This window comes from Enterococcus sp. AZ011 (assembly GCF_050548355.1).
GTDB classification, from domain to species: Bacteria; Bacillota; Bacilli; order Lactobacillales; family Enterococcaceae; genus Enterococcus; species Enterococcus faecalis.
This window is the reverse complement of the sequence record NZ_CP172959.1, coordinates 152,678-170,386: the sequence shown is the minus strand read 5'-3', so window position 1 is coordinate 170,386 and position 17,709 is coordinate 152,678. Positions and strand designations below refer to the sequence as shown.

Genomic DNA, 17,709 nt, shown 5'->3' with positions numbered 1-17,709 from the left:
ATATTTAGTTATGTTTTGGCAAGAGAAACTGAATACAACAACAGGGTTAAACTGCGGGCAATTGGAAATTAGTTTTCGTCAATGATTTTTTTCACATCAGAAAAAACAGTATCGATTTCGCGATTGCCATCGATTGTATGCATCAAGCCTTGTTCTTTATAGAAAGCTAAGATTGGTGCGCTACTTTCAATGTTGACTGCCAAACGATTTTTAACCGTTTCGGGCTTATCATCTTCTCTTTGGTAGAATTCATGTCCGCCACAGCGATCACAAGTGCCTTCAACTTTTGGCGGGTTGAATAATTTATGATACGTTGCGCCACATGTGCGACAGATGAATCGTCCAGCTAAACGCTCGATTAATACATCTTCTTCTACATGGATGTCAATGACAGCATCAATTTTTTTGTTTAATTCTTTAAGCATTGTATCTAATGCTTTTGCTTGATCCAGTGTACGTGGGAAACCATCTAATAGGAATCCTTTGTCTGTATCTGGTTCAGCAAGGCGTTCTTTAACAATTCCGTTTGTTACTTCGTCAGGAACCAGTTCACCTTTATCGATATAAGATTTCGCTTCTAGGCCCAAGGCAGTTTCATTTTTCATTGCTGCACGGAACATATCTCCAGTAGAAATATGTGGAATGCCATACGTATCAATGATTTTTTCTGCTTGGGTGCCTTTACCTGCTCCAGGTAATCCCATTAAAATGAGGTTCATATATTCTCCTCCTAATTTTAAAGACCGGCTTATGAAGCTAGCCATATGTGAGAATGGTGCTGAGGTAAAACCTCAACACTCGATTCTTACTTATTGATAAAGCCGACATATTGACGTTTCATCATTAATCCTTCTAATTGTTTCGTTGTTTCTAATGCAACCCCGATAACGATTAGTAAACTTGTTCCACCTAAACCGATTGATTGAGGTAAGTTCCAAACCATTTGCGCAATGATTGGAAGTAAAGCAACAAGTCCTAGGAAAATTGAGCCGACAACACTTAATCTCATTAACACGCCAGATACATATTCTTCTGTACCTTTACCTGGTCGCACGCTTGGAATGTAGCTTCCTTGTTTTTGTAAGTTTTCCGCTAATTTCTCAGGGTTTACTTGAACAAATGCATAGAAGAACGTAAACGCAACGATTAGGACAGTATAGATGATTGCCCCTGGAACTGTGTTATAACTAAAGATTTTTGTCATAATGTCATACCAATTTTCACCAGCGAATTTTGATGAGAAAGCTTGTAAAATGGCATTTGGTGTTGCAATTAACGAGCTGGCAAAGATAACTGGAATAACCCCAGCAGCATTTACTTTTAACGGTAAATAACTACTTGTTGGTGCACCAGAAACACGTTTTGTATATTGGATTGGAATCTTACGTTCTGCTTGTTGGAAGAACGTTACGACTGTAACAATCACCAAAATAGCAATAACTAAGATTGCAATGAAAATAACAGATTGCCAAATACGAGAAGACTCGATATTGACGAAGTAATCTTCATAGATTTCTTTGACTGCTCCTGGCAAACGAGAAATAATCCCGGCAAAGATAATCATTGAAACACCATTTCCGATTCCTTTTTCTGTAATTTGTTCACCCATCCAAGTCACAAACATCGTCCCAGCAGTTAAAATAACTGCAATCATCACAAAGGTACCTAAGGTTGGATTGTTGACAATCCCAGTTTGACTTAAGCTATTAAAACCAGCAGTGATCCCCATTGACTGAGCCACACCCAAGACAATCGTTAGATATCTTGTTGCTTGATTTAATTTCTTACGCCCAACTTCCCCTTGTTTTGACCATTCTACAAATCTAGGTACAATATCCATTTGCAATAGTTGAATAATAATAGAGGCTGTAATGTATGGCGAAACCCCCATCGAGAAGATAGAGAAGTTTTGCATGGCACTACCACTCACCATATTCAACATATTCAAAAAGGGTAAGCTACTTAAATCAGACAATCCCTTTGCATTCACCCCGGGCACAGTAATGTGCGCACCTAGGCGAAATACAAACAAGATTAAAACTGTAAATAAGATTTTTGATCTAATGTCTTTGACTTTAAAGGCGTTCTTTAATAGCTTGAACAATTAGATCACCTCGATTGAACCACCAGCAGCTTCGATAGCTTCTTGTGCTGATTTCGAGAATTTAGCTGCTTTCACAGTTAATTTTTTCGTTAACTCACCATCTGCAAGAACTTTGATTCCCGCTTTTTCGTTTTTAACGATTCCTGCTTCTTTTAGGACAACAGGAGTTACTTCTGTTCCATCTTCAAAACGGTTTAAAGTATCTAAGTTCACAACAGCGTAATCTTTACGATTAATGTTTGTAAACCCACGTTTTGGTAAACGACGGAATAATGGAGTTTGACCCCCTTCAAATCCTAAACGAACACCACCGCCTGAACGGGCTTTTTGCCCTTTTTGTCCACGGCCAGCTGTTTTACCATTACCAGATGAAGTACCACGTCCAACACGGTTACGTACTTGGCGTGAGCCCTCAGCAGGTTTTAATTCATGAAGTTTCATAGGTTTGGCACCTCCTTAAGCAATCTTCTATTACAAATCTATAAATCTTAAACTTCTTCTACGTCCACTAAATGTGAAATAGTGTTAACCATACCTTTGATTGCTTCATTGGCAGGTTTTGTAACAGTACTATTCACTTTACCTAAACCTAACGCTTTAACTGTAGCACGTTGGTTTTGAGGACGTCCGATAACACTGCGTTTTAAAGTAATTTTTAATTCAGCCATTATTTTTGTCCTCCTTAACCGATAATTTCTTCTACAGATTTACCGCGAAGTGCTGCCACTTCTTCGGCACGTTTTAATTGTTTTAGACCTTCAACAGTTGCGCGAACAACGTTAATAGGTGTGTTTGAACCTAGTGATTTAGATGTAATATCTGCTACACCAGCTAATTCCAATACGGCACGAACTGGTCCACCAGCAGCTACCCCAGAACCTTCTACTGCAGGTTTCATAAGGATACGGCCGCCACCGAATACGCCAATTACTTCGTGCGGGATAGTAGAACCAACCATAGGCACTTCAACTAAGTTTTTCTTCGCGTCTTCGATTGCTTTACGGATAGCTTCAGGTACTTCTTGTGCTTTACCAGTACCGAAACCAACGTGTCCGTTTTTGTCACCGACAACAACTAAAGCTGCGAAACGTAAACGACGTCCACCTTTAACAACTTTTGTTACACGGTTGATCGCTACAACGCGGTCTTCTAATTCCAAATGTTTTGGATCAATATAAACCATGAATGGTGTTCCTCCTTCTCCTAAAATTCTAGTCCATTTTCACGAGCAGCTTCAGCTAAAGCTTGCACGCGGCCATGGTAAAGGTATCCACCACGGTCGAAGACTACTTTTTTGATGCCTTTTTCAGCGGCACGTTCAGCAACTAGTTTACCAACAGCTGCAGCTGTTTCTGTTTTTGTTCCACCTGAAATTTCTTTATCCAAGGCAGAGGCACTTGCTAGCGTCACACCCGCTACGTCATCAATGACTTGCGCGTAGATGTTTTTGTTAGAACGGAAAATGTTCAAGCGTGGGCACTCAGCAGTACCAGAGATTTTGTTACGTACACGACGATGTCTCTTTTGACGTGTTTTGTTTTTATCTGGTTTTGTAATCACAATTTTCACCTCTTTGATTTAATGTTTACTACTAATATTTCAAGCAGTCAGCAGATTACGGAAAAGAGAAGCTGGCAGACAAGACAAAAGCATTTTATTGGAAAAATCCCATAAAATGACAGTTGCTTGTTGTTGACTTCTGTTTTCTACACAGCTGTTATTATTTACCAGTTTTACCTTCTTTACGGCGTACAAATTCACCAACATAGCGAATCCCTTTGCCTTTATAAGGTTCTGGAGGACGAACGCCACGGATGTTAGCAGCTAATTCACCAACAACTTCTTTGTTGATGCCTTTAACGATAACTTGTGTGTTCGCAGGTACTTCAAATGTTACGCCTTCTGGTGCTGTCATTTCGACAGGATGAGAATAACCAACGTTTAAAGTTAATTTGTTGCCTTGTACTTGGGCACGGTATCCGACCCCGATAAGTTCAAGTGCTTTTTGGAAACCTTCAGAAACACCAACAACCATGTTGTTGAAGTTTGCACGAGTTGTTCCGTGGATTGTTTTCATTTCTTTTGAATCGTTTGGACGAGTGAATGTCACTTCGTTTCCTTCGATGTTCATTTTGATATCAGAAGAAAATTCGCGTGTTAATTCACCTTTAGGTCCTTTAACTGTAATGTTGTTTCCGTCTTGCTTGATTTCAACACCAGCAGGAAGAACAACAACTTTATTACCAATACGGCTCACTTAGAGACACCTCCTTGTGTATTTTTTAGAATTACCATACGTAGGCGATTACTTCGCCGCCGATATTTTTCGCTCTAGCTTCTTTGTCAGTAATTACACCCTCTGATGTAGAGATGATTGCAATTCCTAGACCGTTTAATACTTTTGGTACTTCGTCAGCTTTTACGTATGCACGTAAACCTGGTTTAGAAATACGTTTTAAGTTTGTGATAACACGTTCTTCGTTTTTACCATATTTTAGGAAAACACGGATTACGCCTTGTTTGTCATCTTCGATGTATTCTACGTCGCGGATAAATCCTTCACGTTTCAGGATTTCTGCGATATCACGTTTGATTTTTGAAGCAGGTACTTCTAAAGTTTCATGTTTAACCATGTTCGCATTACGAATGCGAGTTAGAAAATCTGCAATTGGATCTGTCATGACCATTGAACTATTTACCTCCTTTATGCGAGTTTACTTGTTTACCAGCTAGCTTTCTTCACGCCGGGAATTTGACCTTTATAGGCAAGTTCGCGGAAGCAAATACGGCAAAGATGAAATTTACGATAAACTGAATGTGGACGTCCACAACGTTCACAACGAGTATAAGCTTGTGTTGAATGTTTAGCAGGACGTTTGTTTTTAGCAATCATTGATTTTTTAGCCACGTAGTTCGCCTCCTTATATTATTTTTGGAATGGCATACCTAATTGTGCCAACAATTCGCGAGACTCTTCGTCAGTGTTCGCTGTTGTAACAATTACGATGTCCATACCGCGTACTTTATCTACTAAATCATAATCAACTTCTGGGAAGATTAATTGTTCTTTAATACCTAAAGTATAGTTACCACGACCATCGAAAGCTTTTTTGCTGACACCGTGGAAGTCACGTACACGAGGTAAAGAAACTGTTACTAATTTATCTAAAAATTCGTACATTCTTTCGCCGCGTAGCGTTACTTTCGCACCGATTGGCATTCCTTCACGTAAACGGAATCCAGCGATAGATTTTTTAGCTTTTGTGATAAGTGGTTTTTGACCAGTGATTAATGCTAATTCTTCAACAGCTTTGTCTAAGTTTTTAGCATTTGATACTGCATCACCCACACCCATGTTGATAACGATTTTATCAACTTTAGGTGTTTGCATAACTGAGCTGTAATTAAATTTTTCCACCAATGATGGTGTTACTTCTTTAATATATTTTTCTTTCAGGCGGTTCATTCAGTAAGCCCTCCTTCCGCAATTTTTATTTATCTAAAACTTCACCTGTTTTTTTAGAAACGCGGACTTTTTTGCCGTCGACTTCTTTAAACGCAACTTTAGTAGCTTCTCCGTTTGAAGGATCAATCACCATTACATTAGAAACATGAATTGGCGCTTCCACTTCAAGGATTCCACCTTGTGGGGCTGCTTGGTTTGGTTTTTGGTGTTTTTTAACGACGTTGACACCTTCAACGATAACTTTATCTTGTTTAGGAAACGCTGCTAAGACAACGCCTTCTTTGTTTTTATCTTTACCAGTGATAACTTTTACTTTATCGCCTTTTTTAACAAACATTACTGTTTCGCACCTCCTTTAACGTGGGCTCGAGATTATAATACTTCTGGTGCTAGAGAAACGATCTTCATGAAGTTGTTTTCACGTAATTCACGTGCAACTGGTCCGAAGATACGTGTTCCGCGTGGGCTTTTATCGTCACGGATAATTACCGCAGCATTTTCATCAAATTTGATGTAAGAACCGTCAGCACGACGAGCGCCAGATTTTGTACGAACGATAACGGCTTTAACTACTTCACCTTTTTTAACAACCCCACCTGGCGTTGCTTGTTTGACAGTAGCAACAATAACGTCACCGATGTTAGCAGTTTTACGACCAGATCCGCCTAGGACTTTGATCGTTAAAATTTCACGTGCGCCAGAATTGTCAGCGACTCTTAAACGACTTTCTTGTTGGATCACGATGTGTATCCCCCTTTCAGATTTTGTGCTTCAATCTATTAGGAAATTCTCGTTTTATTAGATAATAACTGCTTCTTCGACTACCTCTAGTAAACGGAAACGTTTTGTAGCTGATAATGGACGAGTTTCCATGATTTTTACGATGTCTCCAACTTTCGCTGTGTTGTTTTCATCATGCGCTTTATATTTTTTAGAATATTTCATACGTTTGCCATAGATAGGGTGGTTTTTCTTTGTTTCAACGACAACTGTGATTGTTTTATCCATTTTGTCTGATACCACGCGACCTTGGTAAACTTTACGTTGATTTCTTTCTTCAGTCATACGCGTTTGGCCTCCTTCCACTATTAGTTAGCTTGTTCACGCAATACTGTTTTGATGCGTGCAATCGATTGACGTACTTCTTTAATACGTGCAGTGTTTTCTAATTGACCTGTTGCTAATTGGAATCTTAAGTTAAACAATTCTTCTTTTAATTGTTTTTCTTTATCTAGCATTTCGGCAGTGGTTAATTCTCTGATTTCTTTAACCTTCATTCGATTCACCACCCATTTCCTCACGTTTTACGATCTTAGTTTTTACCGGCAATTTGTGAGATGCAAGACGAAGAGCTTCACGAGCTACTTCTTCAGGAACGCCTGCGATTTCAAACATGATTTTACCACGTTTAACTGGTGATACCCAGCCTTCTGGTGCCCCTTTACCTTTACCCATACGTACGCCGATAGCTTTACTTGTGTAAGACTTGTGAGGGAAAATTTTAATCCATACTTTCCCGCCACGTTTCATGTAACGAGTCATTGCAATACGGGCTGCTTCGATTTGACGGTTAGTAATCCAGTGAGATTCAGTTGCTTGTAAACCCCATTCACCAAATGCTACTTCTTTTCCGCCTTTAGCTTCACCGCGCATTTTTCCGCGGAATTCACGACGGTGTTTTACACGTTTAGGTACTAACATGATTATTTCCCTCCTTTCTCAGTGTTTTTTTTCGTTGGAAGAATTTCTCCACGATAGATCCACACTTTAACTCCTAGTTTTCCGTAAGTAGTGTCCGCTTCTTCCCATGCGTAATCAATGTCCGCACGTAATGTATGAAGTGGTACAGTTCCTTCAGAGTATCCTTCTGAACGAGCGATATCCGCACCGTTTAGACGACCTGATACTTGAGTTTTGATTCCTTTAGCGCCAGCACGCATTGCGCGTTGGATGGCTTGTTTTTGAGCACGACGGAAAGCAACACGGTTTTCTAATTGACGTGCAATTCCTTCGCCTACTAATTTTGCATCTAAATCTGGTTTTTTGATTTCAACGATGTTGATGTGAACTCGTTTGCCAGTTAATTTGTTTAATTCTTTTCTTAGGTTTTCGACTTCAGATCCGCCTTTACCGATAACCATACCTGGTTTAGCTGTGTGAATTGAAATGTTAACACGGTTTGCAGCGCGTTCGATTTCAATTGTAGATACAGCAGCATCAGCAAGTTTTGTTGCGATAAATTTACGGATTCTTAAATCTTCGTGTAAGAATTCAGCATACTCTTTTTCAGCATACCATTTCGCATCCCAGTCGCGGATGATGCCTACACGCATTCCAATTGGATGTACTTTTTGACCCACTGATTGTCCCTCCTCTTAAATGTTTAAGCTCTGTTTTCATAAAGAAAACAGTCTATTTCATGAGACTTATTTCTCTGTTACAACTACTGTGATGTGACTAGTACGTTTGTTGATTGGTGAAGCTGAACCTTTTGCACGAGGACGGAAACGTTTCATTGTTGGTCCTTCGTTAACAAATGCTTCAGATACGACTAAGCTTTCAACGTCTAAGTCAAAGTTGTTTTCTGCGTTAGCAACTGCTGACATTAAAACTTTTTCAATGATTCCAGCAGACTTGTTCGGTGTGAATTTCAAGATTGAAATTGCATCCGCAACGCTTTTCCCTCTGATAAGATCGATTACTAAACGTGCTTTACGAGGTGAAGTGCGAACTGTTTTTGCAGTTGCTTTAGCTGATGTAATTTGTTCTGACATTTGCATATCCTCCCCTCAAAATTAGCGTTTAGTTTTTTTATCGTCAGCAACGTGGCCACGATAAGTTCTAGTTGGTGCAAATTCACCTAATTTATGTCCTACCATGTCTTCTTGAATGTAAACAGGGACATGTTTCCGTCCATCATATACAGCGATTGTGAAACCTACGAATGATGGAAAAATTGTAGAGCGGCGAGACCAAGTTTTAATTACTTTTTTCTTTTCGGCACCTTGTTGTGCTTCGACCTTTTTCATCAAATGATCATCGACGAAAGGTCCTTTTTTTAAACTACGACCCATGGTGAACCTCCTCTCAAAATGTACGACACATGGTCAAAAAAATTATTTAGTACGACGACGAACGATAAGTTTGTCTGATTTAGCTTTTTTATTACGTGTTTTGTATCCAATTGCTGGTTGACCCCATGGAGATACTGGCGCTTTACGTCCAATTGGTGTTTTACCTTCACCACCACCGTGTGGGTGATCGTTAGGGTTCATTACGCTACCACGAACAGTTGGGCGTTTACGCATCCAACGAGAGCGGCCAGCTTTACCAATGTTGATTAATTCGTGTTGTTCGTTACCAACTGAACCGATTGTTGCACGGCAAGTTGCTAAGATCATACGAACTTCGCCAGAGTTTAAGCGGATTAATACGTATTTGCCTTCTTTACCAAGTACTTGCGCGCTTGTTCCAGCTGAACGGATTAATTGTCCACCTTTACCAGGTTTCATTTCAATGTTGTGGATAACTGTACCAACTGGAATGTTTTCCAATGGTAATGCGTTACCTACTTTAATATCTGCTTCTGGACCAGATACTAGGCGCATGCCTACTTCTAATCCTTTTGGTGCTAAGATGTATGCCTTAACCCCGTCTTCGTAATGAACTAACGCGATGTTAGCAGAACGGTTTGGATCGTACTCGATCGTTTTAACAACCGCTGCGACGTTATCTTTATTACGTTTGAAGTCAATCACACGGTATTGACGTTTGTGACCGCCACCTTGGTGACGAACCGTAATGCGACCGTTGTTGTTACGACCGGCATTGTTTTTTAATGGCTGTAACAATGATTTTTCTGGTGTTGAAGTTGTGATTTCAGCGAAATCAGAACTTGTCATGTTACGACGGCCATTTGTGGTAGGTTTGTACTTTTTAATCGCCACGTCTTATTTCCCTCCTACGTTGATATTGTTCAGGACTGCTTATTCAGCAGCTTCGAATAATTGAATTTCTTTTGAATCTTCAGTTAATGTAACGATCGCTTTGCGACGTTTTTTTGTATAACCTGCATATTTACCCATGCGTTTGAATTTTGGACGCACGTTTAAGATGTTTACGTTTGCTACTTTAACATCGAATGCTGATTCAACAGCTTGTTTTACTAAAGTTTTGTTTGCGCGAGTGTCCACTTCGAAAGTATATTTCTTTTCGTCCATAGCTAACATGGATTTTTCAGTGATCACTGGGCGTTTGATTACGTCTAGTAATTCCATTATGCAAGCACCTCCTCAATTTGAGTAAGAGCTGTTTGTGTTGCCAAGACTTTGTTAGCTGACACAACATCTAACACACTAACGTTATCAGAAGTTACTACAGAAACGTTTGGTAAGTTACGAGCTGATAAAGCTGCAAAGTCGTTACCATTTTCTAAAACAACTAATACTTTAGTATCGATAGACAAGTTAGCAAGAACTTGTTTGAATTCTTTTGTTTTTGGTGCATCGAAGCTTAAACCTTCTACTGCTACCAAGTTATTTTCAGCAACTTTGTCTGATAATACAGATTTCATTGCTAAGCGACGAACTTTTTTAGGAAGTTTGTAGCTGTATGAACGCGGTGTTGGTCCAAAGACTACGCCACCTCCACGCCATTGTGGTGAACGGATTGAACCTTGACGAGCACGACCAGTTCCTTTTTGACGCCATGGTTTGCGGCCACCGCCACGAACAGCGCTACGGTTTTTAACTGCGTGTGTTCCTTGTCTTAATGAAGCACGTTGCATGATGATTGCATCATAGACAACACTTTCATTAGGTTCGATTCCGAAGATTTCTTCATTTAAAGTGATTTCACCGTTTTGAGTTCCATCTTGTTTGAATAATGCTACATTCGGCATTCCTTAGTTCCTCCTTTCCCTACACTTATTTAGCTTTCACAGCTGATTTGATTGTGATTAAAGATTTTTTCGCTCCAGGAATGTTTCCTTTGATTAAGATAACATTTCTTTCTACGTCCACTTTAACAACTTCAAGGTTTTGAATTGTTACGCGGTCGCCACCCATACGGCCGGCTAGTCGTTTATTTTTAAATACACGGTTAGGCGCTACTGGACCCATTGACCCAGGACGACGGTGATAACGAGAACCATGAGACATAGGTCCGCGGCTTTGGCCGTGACGTTTGATTGCCCCTTGGAATCCTTTACCTTTCGTAGTACCTGTAACATCAACAACGTCTCCTGCTTGGAAAACATCTACTTTGATTTCTTTACCTACTTCATATTCTCCTAGCTCAACATTCTTGAATTCTTTAATGAAGCGCTTAGGAGCCGTGTTTGCTTTTGCAACATGACCTTTCGCAGGTTTGTTTGATAAAACTTCACGTTTGTCTTGGTAACCAACTTGGATAGCTTCGTATCCGTCAGTTTCAACAGTTTTTACTTGTAAAACTACGTTTGGCGTAGCTTCAACTACTGTTACTGGAATTAATTCACCAGACTCAGTAAAGATTTGTGTCATTCCCACTTTTTTCCCTAAGATTCCTTTGGTCATGAGTACACCTCCATCTTAATTTTATAGTTTGATTTCAATATTAACACCAGACGGTAAGTCAAGCTTCATTAGAGCGTCAACTGTTTTTGGTGTTGGGTTCACAATGTCAATTAGACGTTTGTGAGTACGCATTTCGAATTGTTCGCGAGAATCTTTGTATTTATGAGTCGCACGAATAACTGTGTAAAGTGAGCGTTCTGTTGGTAATGGAATCGGACCTGATACGTCAGCTCCAGTTCTTTTTGCTGTTTCCACAATTTTATCCGCTGATTGATCTAAAATACGGTGTTCATACGCTTTTAAACGGATACGAATTTTTTGTTTTGCCATCTTGTTCCCTCCTTCGCCTATTTTAAAAGTAGACATAGCTCCACGAAAATTTATCCGGCATGCTCGTTCATGGCAAAGCGTCCGAGCGTGTCGCAACCTCTCGCTTCACAGCCGGCAAATCAAATCGTTGATCTACCAATGCTTTTTACACTCCTGTAAACAGCACCTTTTTGATTATACTATGAAAGGATAGTGTTAGCAAGGATTTTCTGCGTTTTTTCGAAAGAATTTTTTCTTGTTTTGAAAAGCATTTGTTTTGTTTTTCAATTCTTTTCATTCTATTTTTATAAAAAAAGAATTTGGGATTCCTTTTTTACCAGAATCTCAAATTCTTTCTTTTTTATTCTATTAACCAATCCGGCGCATTGGAATATCATTGTTATCTGGATGAACCAATAAATATTGAATAACATCAATATTGCTTGCTTGGAATGAGGCTGCACATGCTTGCAAATATAAGTCCCACATTCGATAGAAGCGCTCGCCTTTTTCGTCAACAATTTCTGTTTCTATATTATGGAAGTTTTTTGTCCAATGTTCCAACGTCAATTGATAATCTCTGCGCAAACTTTCCAAGTCAATCACTTGCAAGTCGTTTTCTGTCATATGGCCGACTAGCTCAGTGACACCAGGAATATAGCCACCTGGGAAAATATAACGATTAATCCAAGCATTTTTAGCCCCGCCTTGTTGGCGACTGATCCCATGAATCAACGCCGTACCTTTAGGCGCTAAATTTCGCTGAACGACATCAAAATATTCATGTAGATTTTCTGCACCGACATGTTCAAACATCCCGACACTCGTAATATGGTCAAAAGACTCTCCTTTTAAATCACGATAATCCATCAACTTGACAGTCATTCGATCTTGTAGGCCTTCTTTTTCTATAATATGGCGAATATGATGAAATTGCTCTTCACTTAATGTAATCCCAGTTGCTTTGGCTCCGTATTCTTTCACCGCAGTTAAAATTAACGTGCCCCAGCCGCAGCCAATATCCAGTAAAGTGTCGCCCTCTTTGATAAACAATTTATCTAAAATATGATGAACTTTATTCACTTGCGCTTGTTCTAATGTATCTTCAGGCGTTTTAAAATAAGCACATGAATACGTCATTGTTTGGTCAAGCCATTTTTTGTAAAAATCATTTCCTAGATCGTAATGGCTGTGAATATCCTCTTGCGAGCGTTTTTTTGAATGACTTTCTTTAGGAAGCCATTTAATAAATTTAGCATTGTGTAAAAAGCTATCCTTTTGGTTATACACATCATAAATCAGTGCTTGGATATCGCCTTTGATTTCAATTTTGCGATCCATGTAGGCTTCCCCTAAAGTTAACGAAGCGTTATTCAGTAAATCCTTCACAGGAATTTTTTCATTGAATACAATTTTAAAAACCGGATCCCCCGACCCTTGCCCATACTCTTTGACGGTACCATCCCAGTATGTGACTTGTGTCTTTTTTGAAAAAGACCATTTAAACAGTTGACTGTACGTTTCTTTTTCTAACATTGCATTCCCTCCATTAAATACCATTTGAAGCCAAAACAAAAAGAAGTCGCTTTCCGGTAGTTCGTCAAAAACAAACACCACAGTCCGTTCTAAACTGAAGCACAGAAAAGTTAACACCCCTTCTATGTTCCGCTTCTTTTTTTGCAATTACAGTTCTATTCTACTCCTCTTTTAAAAATTTGAACATTCTTTTAACGTAATACCTACTATTGTTATTCTTTATCACAAAAAAACTAGAGCCAGTCCTTGACAGACTCCTCTAGTTCTAAATATTATTCTTTCTTACGCATCCGTTGCTCCGCATGAGTGTATGCGCCATGCCACACGTGCCCCACATAAGGATTAACTTGAATACCGTGTTTAATCGCCGCCGCTACAAATTCTTTCGCTAAAGTTACTGCTTCTAACACCGAATAACCTTTCGCCAAGCCAGCTGTGATCGCCGCTGAAAAAGTACAACCTGCACCATGATTATAATCAGTAGGATATAATTCATTTTCCAAAAGATGCGCGGTGTGACCATCGTAAAATAAGTCCAGTGCTTTTTCCCCAGCTAAGCGATGTCCCCCTTTAACCACGACATGTTTGGCTCCCATTTGTACAATTCGTTTTGCCGCTTCTTCCATCTCCGCCACGGAAGAAATTTCGCCTAAACCAGATAAGATGCCCGCTTCAATTAAATTAGGCGTGGCAACTAATGCTAATGGCAGTAAATCGTTTTTTAGGCCTTCCACACTTTTGGGTTGCAGAATTTGTGCCGTTCCCTTACAAGCAATGACTGGGTCAATCACGACTTTTTGAATTTTCTCTTGTTTAATGTACTTGCTAGCCATTTTAATATTTTGTTCATTACCCATCATCCCTGTTTTCAAAGCCGCTACTGGACCGCCTGCAAAAACCGAAATCAATTGTTTTTCTAAGAGCGTTTCTGGCAATTCAGTTACTTCATGTGACCAACCTGTCGTAGGATCCATCGTCACAATCGAGGTTAAACTTGAAAACCCAAAAACTCCATACTCTTCAAATGTTTTTAAATCTGCTTGAATTCCTGCCCCTCCTGTTGAATCGGAGCCTGCAATCGTCAATACTTTTTCCATTAAATCACCTAACCTTTTTCTCCAAGTATACTGAAGAAACAAGTCTGCTAAAACAGCCAATTGGCTTATTTTTTAGCCAGCCAATTTTTAAACAAAAAAAGACCAGAGAATAAATTCTCTGGTCTTACGTCCGAATACCCCAGTTTTTCACGCTGGTTAAAACTATAGTTAAAAAGTTAATTATTTAACGATTTCAGTAACAACGCCTGAACCTACAGTACGTCCGCCTTCACGAATAGAGAAACGAGTTCCGTCTTCGATAGCGATTGGGTGAATTAATTCAACGTCCATAGCAACGTTATCACCAGGCATTACCATTTCAGTACCTTCTGGCAATTCTACAACACCAGTAACGTCTGTTGTACGGAAGTAGAATTGAGGACGGTAGTTAGTGAAGAATGGAGTGTGACGTCCGCCTTCTTCTTTTGATAATACGTATACTTCAGCTTTGAATTTTGTGTGTGGAGTGATTGTAGCTGGTTTAGCTAATACTTGTCCACGTTCGATATCTTCACGTGCTACACCACGTAATAAAGCACCGATGTTGTCGCCTGCTTCAGCGTAGTCTAATAATTTACGGAACATTTCAACACCTGTAACAGTTGTTTTAGATGTTTCGTCTTTAATACCAACGATTTCAACTTCGTCACCAACGCGAACTTCACCACGTTCAACACGGCCTGTAGCAACAGTACCACGTCCAGTGATTGAGAATACGTCTTCGACTGGCATCATGAATGGTTTGTCAGTATCACGTTCTGGAGTTGGGATATATTCGTCAACTGCAGCCATTAATTCTAAGATTTTTTCTTCATAAGACTCGTCGCCTTCTAAAGCTTTCAAAGCAGAACCTGCGATAACTGGAACATCATCGCCTGGGAAATCGTATTCTGATAATAAGTCACGAACTTCCATTTCTACTAATTCTAATAATTCTTCGTCATCAACCATATCCATTTTGTTTAAGAATACAACGATGTATGGTACACCAACGTTACGTGATAATAAGATATGTTCACGTGTTTGAGGCATAGGACCATCAGCAGCAGAAACTACTAAGATAGCTCCGTCCATTTGAGCAGCACCAGTGATCATGTTTTTAACGTAGTCCGCGTGTCCTGGGCAGTCAACGTGTGCATAGTGACGAGTTTCAGTTTCATATTCGATATGAGAAGTGTTGATTGTGATTCCACGTTCTTTTTCTTCTGGAGCGTTATCGATAGAATCGTAGCTTTGTGCTTCCCCGCCACCGTGTTTTGATAATACAGTAGCAATTGCAGCTGTTAATGTAGTTTTACCATGGTCAACGTGTCCGATAGTACCAATGTTAACATGGGATTTAGAACGGTCAAATTTTTCTTTTGCCATTTTGAATGTTCCTCCTAAAAATATAAATTTTATTGTTTGTTTTATATGTGATAGACGCTACTAAAAATCGTCTGATCATCATAAGCTATTTTACACGAAATCTTGAAAAAAGGATAGTTCTAAAAACAAACCTTTTATTCTCAAGGAAAATTATGCGTTGCCGCCGTTTTTCTTGATGATTTCTTCTTGAACAGACTTAGGTACGTCTTCATAGTGGTCAAATACCATCATAAATGTACCGCGTCCTTGTGTTGCTGAACGTAATGTTGTAGCATAACCAAACATTTCAGCTAAAGGTACCATCGCATTAACGATTTGAGAGTTACCGTGTGCTTCCATACCTTCAACACGTCCACGACGACTTGTTACGTGTCCCATGATATCACCTAAGTAATCTTCAGGAACAGTAATTGTAACTTTCATCATTGGTTCTAAAATAACTGGGTTTGCATTTTTAGCCGCAGCTTTCAATGCCATAGAAGCAGCTACACGGAAGGCCGTTTCATTTGAATCGACATCGTGGTATGAACCATCGTAAAGTTTTGCTTTGATATCAACTAATGGATAACCAGCAAGAACACCGTTGTTCATAGAGTCTTCTAACCCTTTTTCAACTGCTGGGATGTATTCACGAGGAACCACACCACCGACAATTGCGTTTTCAAACTCGAAGCCTTTACCTTCTTCATTTGGTGTAAATTCAACCCATACGTGACCGTATTGTCCTTTACCACCAGACTGACGAACGAATTTACCTTCTGCTTTAGTCGCAGCACGGAATGTTTCGCGGTAAGATACTTGAGGAGCACCTACGTTAGCTTCAACTTTGAATTCACGTTTCATACGGTCTACTAAAACGTCTAAGTGCAATTCACCCATACCAGAGATAACTGTTTCACCAGTTTCAACGTTTGTTTCAACGCGGAATGATGGATCTTCTTCAGCAAGTTTTTGTAGAGCCACGCCCATTTTATCTTGGTCAGCTTTTGATTTAGGTTCAACAGCGACTTGGATAACTGGGTCAGGGAATTCAATAGATTCAAGAATAACTGGTGCATCTAATGCACATAATGTATCACCAGTTGTTGTGTCTTTTAGACCAACAGCAGCAGCGATATCACCAGAGTACACTTTGTCAATTTCTTGACGAGTGTTGGCGTGCATTTGTAGGATACGACCGATACGTTCTTTTTTGCCTTTTGAAGCGTTCAATACGTATGAACCACTTTCAAGGACACCAGAATAAACACGGAAGAAAGTTAAACGACCTACGAATGGGTCAGTCATAACTTTAAATGCTAATGAAGCGAAAGGTGCTTCGTCATCAGCTGGACGAGTTGTTTCTTCGTCTGTTTTAGTATCGATCCCTTTGATAGCATCGATATCCAATGGAGATGGTAAGTAATCAAGAACAGCGTCCAACATTAATTGAACCCCTTTATTCTTGAATGCTGAACCAGCTAATACAGGGAAGAACTCAACGTTGATTGTTGCTTGACGGATACCAGCGACTAATTCTTCTTCAGTGATTTCTTCACCTTCAAGATATTTCATCATTAAGTCTTCGTCAGTTTCAGCAACAGCTTCAACTAATTTTTCGCGCCATTCTTGCGCTTTTTCTAAATAATCTTCAGGAATATCAGTTTCTTGAATATCTGTTCCCAAATCATTTGTGTAGATTTCAGCTTTCATTTTAATCAAGTCAATGATTCCAGTGAAGTCTTCTTCAGCTCCGATTGGAATTTGAATTGGATGAGCGTTTGCTTGTAAACGATCATGTAATGATTCTACTGAATAGAAGAAGTCCGCACCGATTTTATCCATTTTGTTACAGAATACAATACGAGGAACTTTATATTCAGTCGCTTGACGCCAAACAGTTTCTGTTTGAGGTTCTACACCTGATTGAGAGTCAAGAACTGTTACCGCACCATCTAATACGCGTAGAGAACGTTGTACTTCAATTGTGAAGTCCACGTGTCCTGGAGTATCGATGATATTTACACGGTAGCCTTTCCACTGTGCAGTTGTCGCAGCGGATGTAATCGTGATACCACGTTCTTGTTCTTGTTCCATCCAGTCCATTTGTGAAGCACCTTCATGGGTTTCACCGATTTTATGGATTTTACCAGTGTAGTACAAGATACGCTCAGTTGTTGTTGTTTTACCAGCATCAACGTGGGCCATGATACCAATGTTACGAGTTTTTTCAAGTGAAAATTCTCTTGCCATTTTGTATGTTTACTCCTCTCTTTATTTAAATCGATTGTAAAT

At 39.6% G+C, this 17,709-nt stretch carries 27 protein-coding genes; all 27 read right to left on the bottom strand.

The window, feature by feature from the left end:
- Positions 1–68: 68 nt before the first annotated feature.
- Complete coding sequence (locus IGL36_RS00810; RefSeq protein ID WP_002356223.1) at positions 69–719, bottom strand: adenylate kinase; 651 nt, start codon at positions 717–719, stop codon at positions 69–71.
- 86 nt (positions 720–805) lie between these two features.
- Positions 806–2,104, bottom strand: coding sequence for a preprotein translocase subunit SecY (gene secY, locus IGL36_RS00805; RefSeq protein ID WP_002359350.1), 1,299 nt, complete (start codon positions 2,102–2,104; stop codon positions 806–808).
- Complete coding sequence (gene rplO, locus IGL36_RS00800; protein WP_002356221.1) at positions 2,105–2,545, bottom strand: 50S ribosomal protein L15; 441 nt, start codon at positions 2,543–2,545, stop codon at positions 2,105–2,107. It abuts the gene before it with no gap.
- A 47-nt stretch (positions 2,546–2,592) separates the two neighbouring features.
- Positions 2,593–2,772, bottom strand: coding sequence for a 50S ribosomal protein L30 (rpmD, locus tag IGL36_RS00795; RefSeq protein WP_002356220.1), 180 nt, complete (start codon positions 2,770–2,772; stop codon positions 2,593–2,595).
- 14 nt (positions 2,773–2,786) lie between these two features.
- Entirely contained in the window at positions 2,787–3,287 is a 501-nt protein-coding gene (rpsE, locus tag IGL36_RS00790; protein WP_002356219.1) for a 30S ribosomal protein S5, read from the bottom strand.
- 20 nt (positions 3,288–3,307) lie between these two features.
- A complete protein-coding gene (gene rplR / locus IGL36_RS00785; protein ID WP_002356218.1) occupies positions 3,308–3,664 on the bottom strand; it encodes a 50S ribosomal protein L18 in 357 nt (118 codons plus the stop codon).
- 160 nt (positions 3,665–3,824) lie between these two features.
- A complete protein-coding gene (gene rplF, locus IGL36_RS00780) occupies positions 3,825–4,361 on the bottom strand; it encodes a 50S ribosomal protein L6 (RefSeq protein ID WP_002356217.1) in 537 nt (178 codons plus the stop codon).
- 31 nt (positions 4,362–4,392) lie between these two features.
- Positions 4,393–4,791 (bottom strand): 30S ribosomal protein S8, encoded by a 399-nt coding sequence (gene rpsH, locus IGL36_RS00775; RefSeq protein ID WP_002356215.1) that lies wholly within the window; start codon positions 4,789–4,791, stop codon positions 4,393–4,395.
- Positions 4,792–4,826: 35 nt separating this feature from the next.
- A complete protein-coding gene (locus tag IGL36_RS00770; RefSeq protein WP_002356214.1) occupies positions 4,827–5,012 on the bottom strand; it encodes a type Z 30S ribosomal protein S14 in 186 nt (61 codons plus the stop codon).
- 18 nt (positions 5,013–5,030) lie between these two features.
- Positions 5,031–5,570 carry a 50S ribosomal protein L5 gene (rplE, locus tag IGL36_RS00765; RefSeq protein ID WP_002356213.1) on the bottom strand — a complete coding sequence of 180 codons (540 nt, stop codon included), beginning with the start codon at positions 5,568–5,570 and terminating at the stop codon, positions 5,031–5,033.
- A gap of 25 nt (positions 5,571–5,595) precedes the next feature.
- Positions 5,596–5,907: a 50S ribosomal protein L24 gene (gene rplX, locus IGL36_RS00760; protein ID WP_002356212.1), complete on the bottom strand. Its 312-nt coding sequence runs from the start codon at positions 5,905–5,907 to the stop codon at positions 5,596–5,598.
- 35 nt (positions 5,908–5,942) lie between these two features.
- Positions 5,943–6,311 carry a 50S ribosomal protein L14 gene (gene rplN, locus IGL36_RS00755; RefSeq protein ID WP_002356211.1) on the bottom strand — a complete coding sequence of 123 codons (369 nt, stop codon included), beginning with the start codon at positions 6,309–6,311 and terminating at the stop codon, positions 5,943–5,945.
- Positions 6,312–6,368: 57 nt separating this feature from the next.
- A complete protein-coding gene (rpsQ, locus tag IGL36_RS00750) occupies positions 6,369–6,635 on the bottom strand; it encodes a 30S ribosomal protein S17 (RefSeq protein WP_002359348.1) in 267 nt (88 codons plus the stop codon).
- A 23-nt stretch (positions 6,636–6,658) separates the two neighbouring features.
- Positions 6,659–6,847, bottom strand: a complete 189-nt coding sequence (gene rpmC / locus IGL36_RS00745; protein WP_002383858.1) for a 50S ribosomal protein L29 — start codon at positions 6,845–6,847, stop codon at positions 6,659–6,661.
- Complete coding sequence (rplP, locus tag IGL36_RS00740; protein WP_002356208.1) at positions 6,837–7,271, bottom strand: 50S ribosomal protein L16; 435 nt, start codon at positions 7,269–7,271, stop codon at positions 6,837–6,839. Before rplP ends, rpmC begins: the two co-directional genes overlap by 11 nt.
- A gap of 2 nt (positions 7,272–7,273) precedes the next feature.
- Entirely contained in the window at positions 7,274–7,930 is a 657-nt protein-coding gene (rpsC, locus tag IGL36_RS00735; RefSeq protein ID WP_002356207.1) for a 30S ribosomal protein S3, read from the bottom strand.
- A gap of 66 nt (positions 7,931–7,996) precedes the next feature.
- Positions 7,997–8,344, bottom strand: coding sequence for a 50S ribosomal protein L22 (gene rplV, locus IGL36_RS00730; RefSeq protein ID WP_002356206.1), 348 nt, complete (start codon positions 8,342–8,344; stop codon positions 7,997–7,999).
- A gap of 21 nt (positions 8,345–8,365) precedes the next feature.
- Positions 8,366–8,644, bottom strand: a complete 279-nt coding sequence (rpsS, locus tag IGL36_RS00725) for a 30S ribosomal protein S19 (RefSeq protein ID WP_002356205.1) — start codon at positions 8,642–8,644, stop codon at positions 8,366–8,368.
- 42 nt (positions 8,645–8,686) lie between these two features.
- Positions 8,687–9,517, bottom strand: a complete 831-nt coding sequence (gene rplB, locus IGL36_RS00720; protein ID WP_002356204.1) for a 50S ribosomal protein L2 — start codon at positions 9,515–9,517, stop codon at positions 8,687–8,689.
- Between the two features lie 39 nt (positions 9,518–9,556).
- Positions 9,557–9,847: a 50S ribosomal protein L23 gene (locus IGL36_RS00715; RefSeq protein WP_002356203.1), complete on the bottom strand. Its 291-nt coding sequence runs from the start codon at positions 9,845–9,847 to the stop codon at positions 9,557–9,559.
- Positions 9,847–10,470, bottom strand: coding sequence for a 50S ribosomal protein L4 (rplD, locus tag IGL36_RS00710; protein ID WP_002356200.1), 624 nt, complete (start codon positions 10,468–10,470; stop codon positions 9,847–9,849). The genes IGL36_RS00715 and rplD overlap by 1 nt, the downstream gene beginning before the upstream one ends.
- Positions 10,471–10,495: 25 nt before the next feature.
- Entirely contained in the window at positions 10,496–11,125 is a 630-nt protein-coding gene (gene rplC, locus IGL36_RS00705; RefSeq protein WP_002356199.1) for a 50S ribosomal protein L3, read from the bottom strand.
- Positions 11,126–11,146: 21 nt separating this feature from the next.
- On the bottom strand, positions 11,147–11,455 hold the full coding sequence (gene rpsJ / locus IGL36_RS00700) for a 30S ribosomal protein S10 (RefSeq protein WP_002389727.1): 309 nt from the start codon (positions 11,453–11,455) through the stop codon (positions 11,147–11,149).
- A 348-nt stretch (positions 11,456–11,803) separates the two neighbouring features.
- Entirely contained in the window at positions 11,804–12,970 is a 1,167-nt protein-coding gene (locus tag IGL36_RS00695) for an SAM-dependent methyltransferase (RefSeq protein ID WP_129238661.1), read from the bottom strand.
- 272 nt (positions 12,971–13,242) lie between these two features.
- The gene (gene thiD, locus IGL36_RS00690; protein WP_010716740.1) at positions 13,243–14,067 is read right to left on the bottom strand and encodes a bifunctional hydroxymethylpyrimidine kinase/phosphomethylpyrimidine kinase; all 825 of its coding nucleotides are present in this window, start codon (positions 14,065–14,067) and stop codon (positions 13,243–13,245) included.
- Between the two features lie 180 nt (positions 14,068–14,247).
- Complete coding sequence (gene tuf / locus IGL36_RS00685; protein WP_002356194.1) at positions 14,248–15,435, bottom strand: elongation factor Tu; 1,188 nt, start codon at positions 15,433–15,435, stop codon at positions 14,248–14,250.
- Positions 15,436–15,585: 150 nt separating this feature from the next.
- Complete coding sequence (gene fusA / locus IGL36_RS00680; RefSeq protein WP_002356192.1) at positions 15,586–17,667, bottom strand: elongation factor G; 2,082 nt, start codon at positions 17,665–17,667, stop codon at positions 15,586–15,588.
- Between the last annotated feature and the right edge of the window lie 42 nt (positions 17,668–17,709).

Bases quoted from the DNA above. Each gene is read 5' to 3' on its own strand.
- IGL36_RS00810 (WP_002356223.1), bottom strand. From the start codon at position 719: ATGAACCTCATTTTAATGGGATTACCTGGAGCAGGTAAAGGCACCCAA.
- rplO (WP_002356221.1), bottom strand. From the start codon at position 2,545: ATGAAACTTCATGAATTAAAACCTGCTGAGGGCTCACGCCAAGTACGT.
- rpmD (WP_002356220.1), bottom strand. From the start codon at position 2,772: ATGGCTGAATTAAAAATTACTTTAAAACGCAGTGTTATCGGACGTCCT.
- rpsE (WP_002356219.1), bottom strand. From the start codon at position 3,287: ATGGTTTATATTGATCCAAAACATTTGGAATTAGAAGACCGCGTTGTA.
- rpsH (WP_002356215.1), bottom strand. From the start codon at position 4,791: ATGGTCATGACAGATCCAATTGCAGATTTTCTAACTCGCATTCGTAAT.
- rplE (WP_002356213.1), bottom strand. From the start codon at position 5,570: ATGAACCGCCTGAAAGAAAAATATATTAAAGAAGTAACACCATCATTG.
- rplX (WP_002356212.1), bottom strand. From the start codon at position 5,907: ATGTTTGTTAAAAAAGGCGATAAAGTAAAAGTTATCACTGGTAAAGAT.
- rpsQ (WP_002359348.1), bottom strand. From the start codon at position 6,635: ATGACTGAAGAAAGAAATCAACGTAAAGTTTACCAAGGTCGCGTGGTA.
- rpmC (WP_002383858.1), bottom strand. From the start codon at position 6,847: ATGAAGGTTAAAGAAATCAGAGAATTAACCACTGCCGAAATGCTAGAT.
- rplP (WP_002356208.1), bottom strand. From the start codon at position 7,271: ATGTTAGTACCTAAACGTGTAAAACACCGTCGTGAATTCCGCGGAAAA.
- rplV (WP_002356206.1), bottom strand. From the start codon at position 8,344: ATGTCAGAACAAATTACATCAGCTAAAGCAACTGCAAAAACAGTTCGC.
- rpsS (WP_002356205.1), bottom strand. From the start codon at position 8,644: ATGGGTCGTAGTTTAAAAAAAGGACCTTTCGTCGATGATCATTTGATG.
- IGL36_RS00715 (WP_002356203.1), bottom strand. From the start codon at position 9,847: ATGGAATTACTAGACGTAATCAAACGCCCAGTGATCACTGAAAAATCC.
- rplD (WP_002356200.1), bottom strand. From the start codon at position 10,470: ATGCCGAATGTAGCATTATTCAAACAAGATGGAACTCAAAACGGTGAA.
- rplC (WP_002356199.1), bottom strand. From the start codon at position 11,125: ATGACCAAAGGAATCTTAGGGAAAAAAGTGGGAATGACACAAATCTTT.
- rpsJ (WP_002389727.1), bottom strand. From the start codon at position 11,455: ATGGCAAAACAAAAAATTCGTATCCGTTTAAAAGCGTATGAACACCGT.
- IGL36_RS00695 (WP_129238661.1), bottom strand. From the start codon at position 12,970: ATGTTAGAAAAAGAAACGTACAGTCAACTGTTTAAATGGTCTTTTTCA.
- thiD (WP_010716740.1), bottom strand. From the start codon at position 14,067: ATGGAAAAAGTATTGACGATTGCAGGCTCCGATTCAACAGGAGGGGCA.
- tuf (WP_002356194.1), bottom strand. From the start codon at position 15,435: ATGGCAAAAGAAAAATTTGACCGTTCTAAATCCCATGTTAACATTGGT.
- fusA (WP_002356192.1), bottom strand. From the start codon at position 17,667: ATGGCAAGAGAATTTTCACTTGAAAAAACTCGTAACATTGGTATCATG.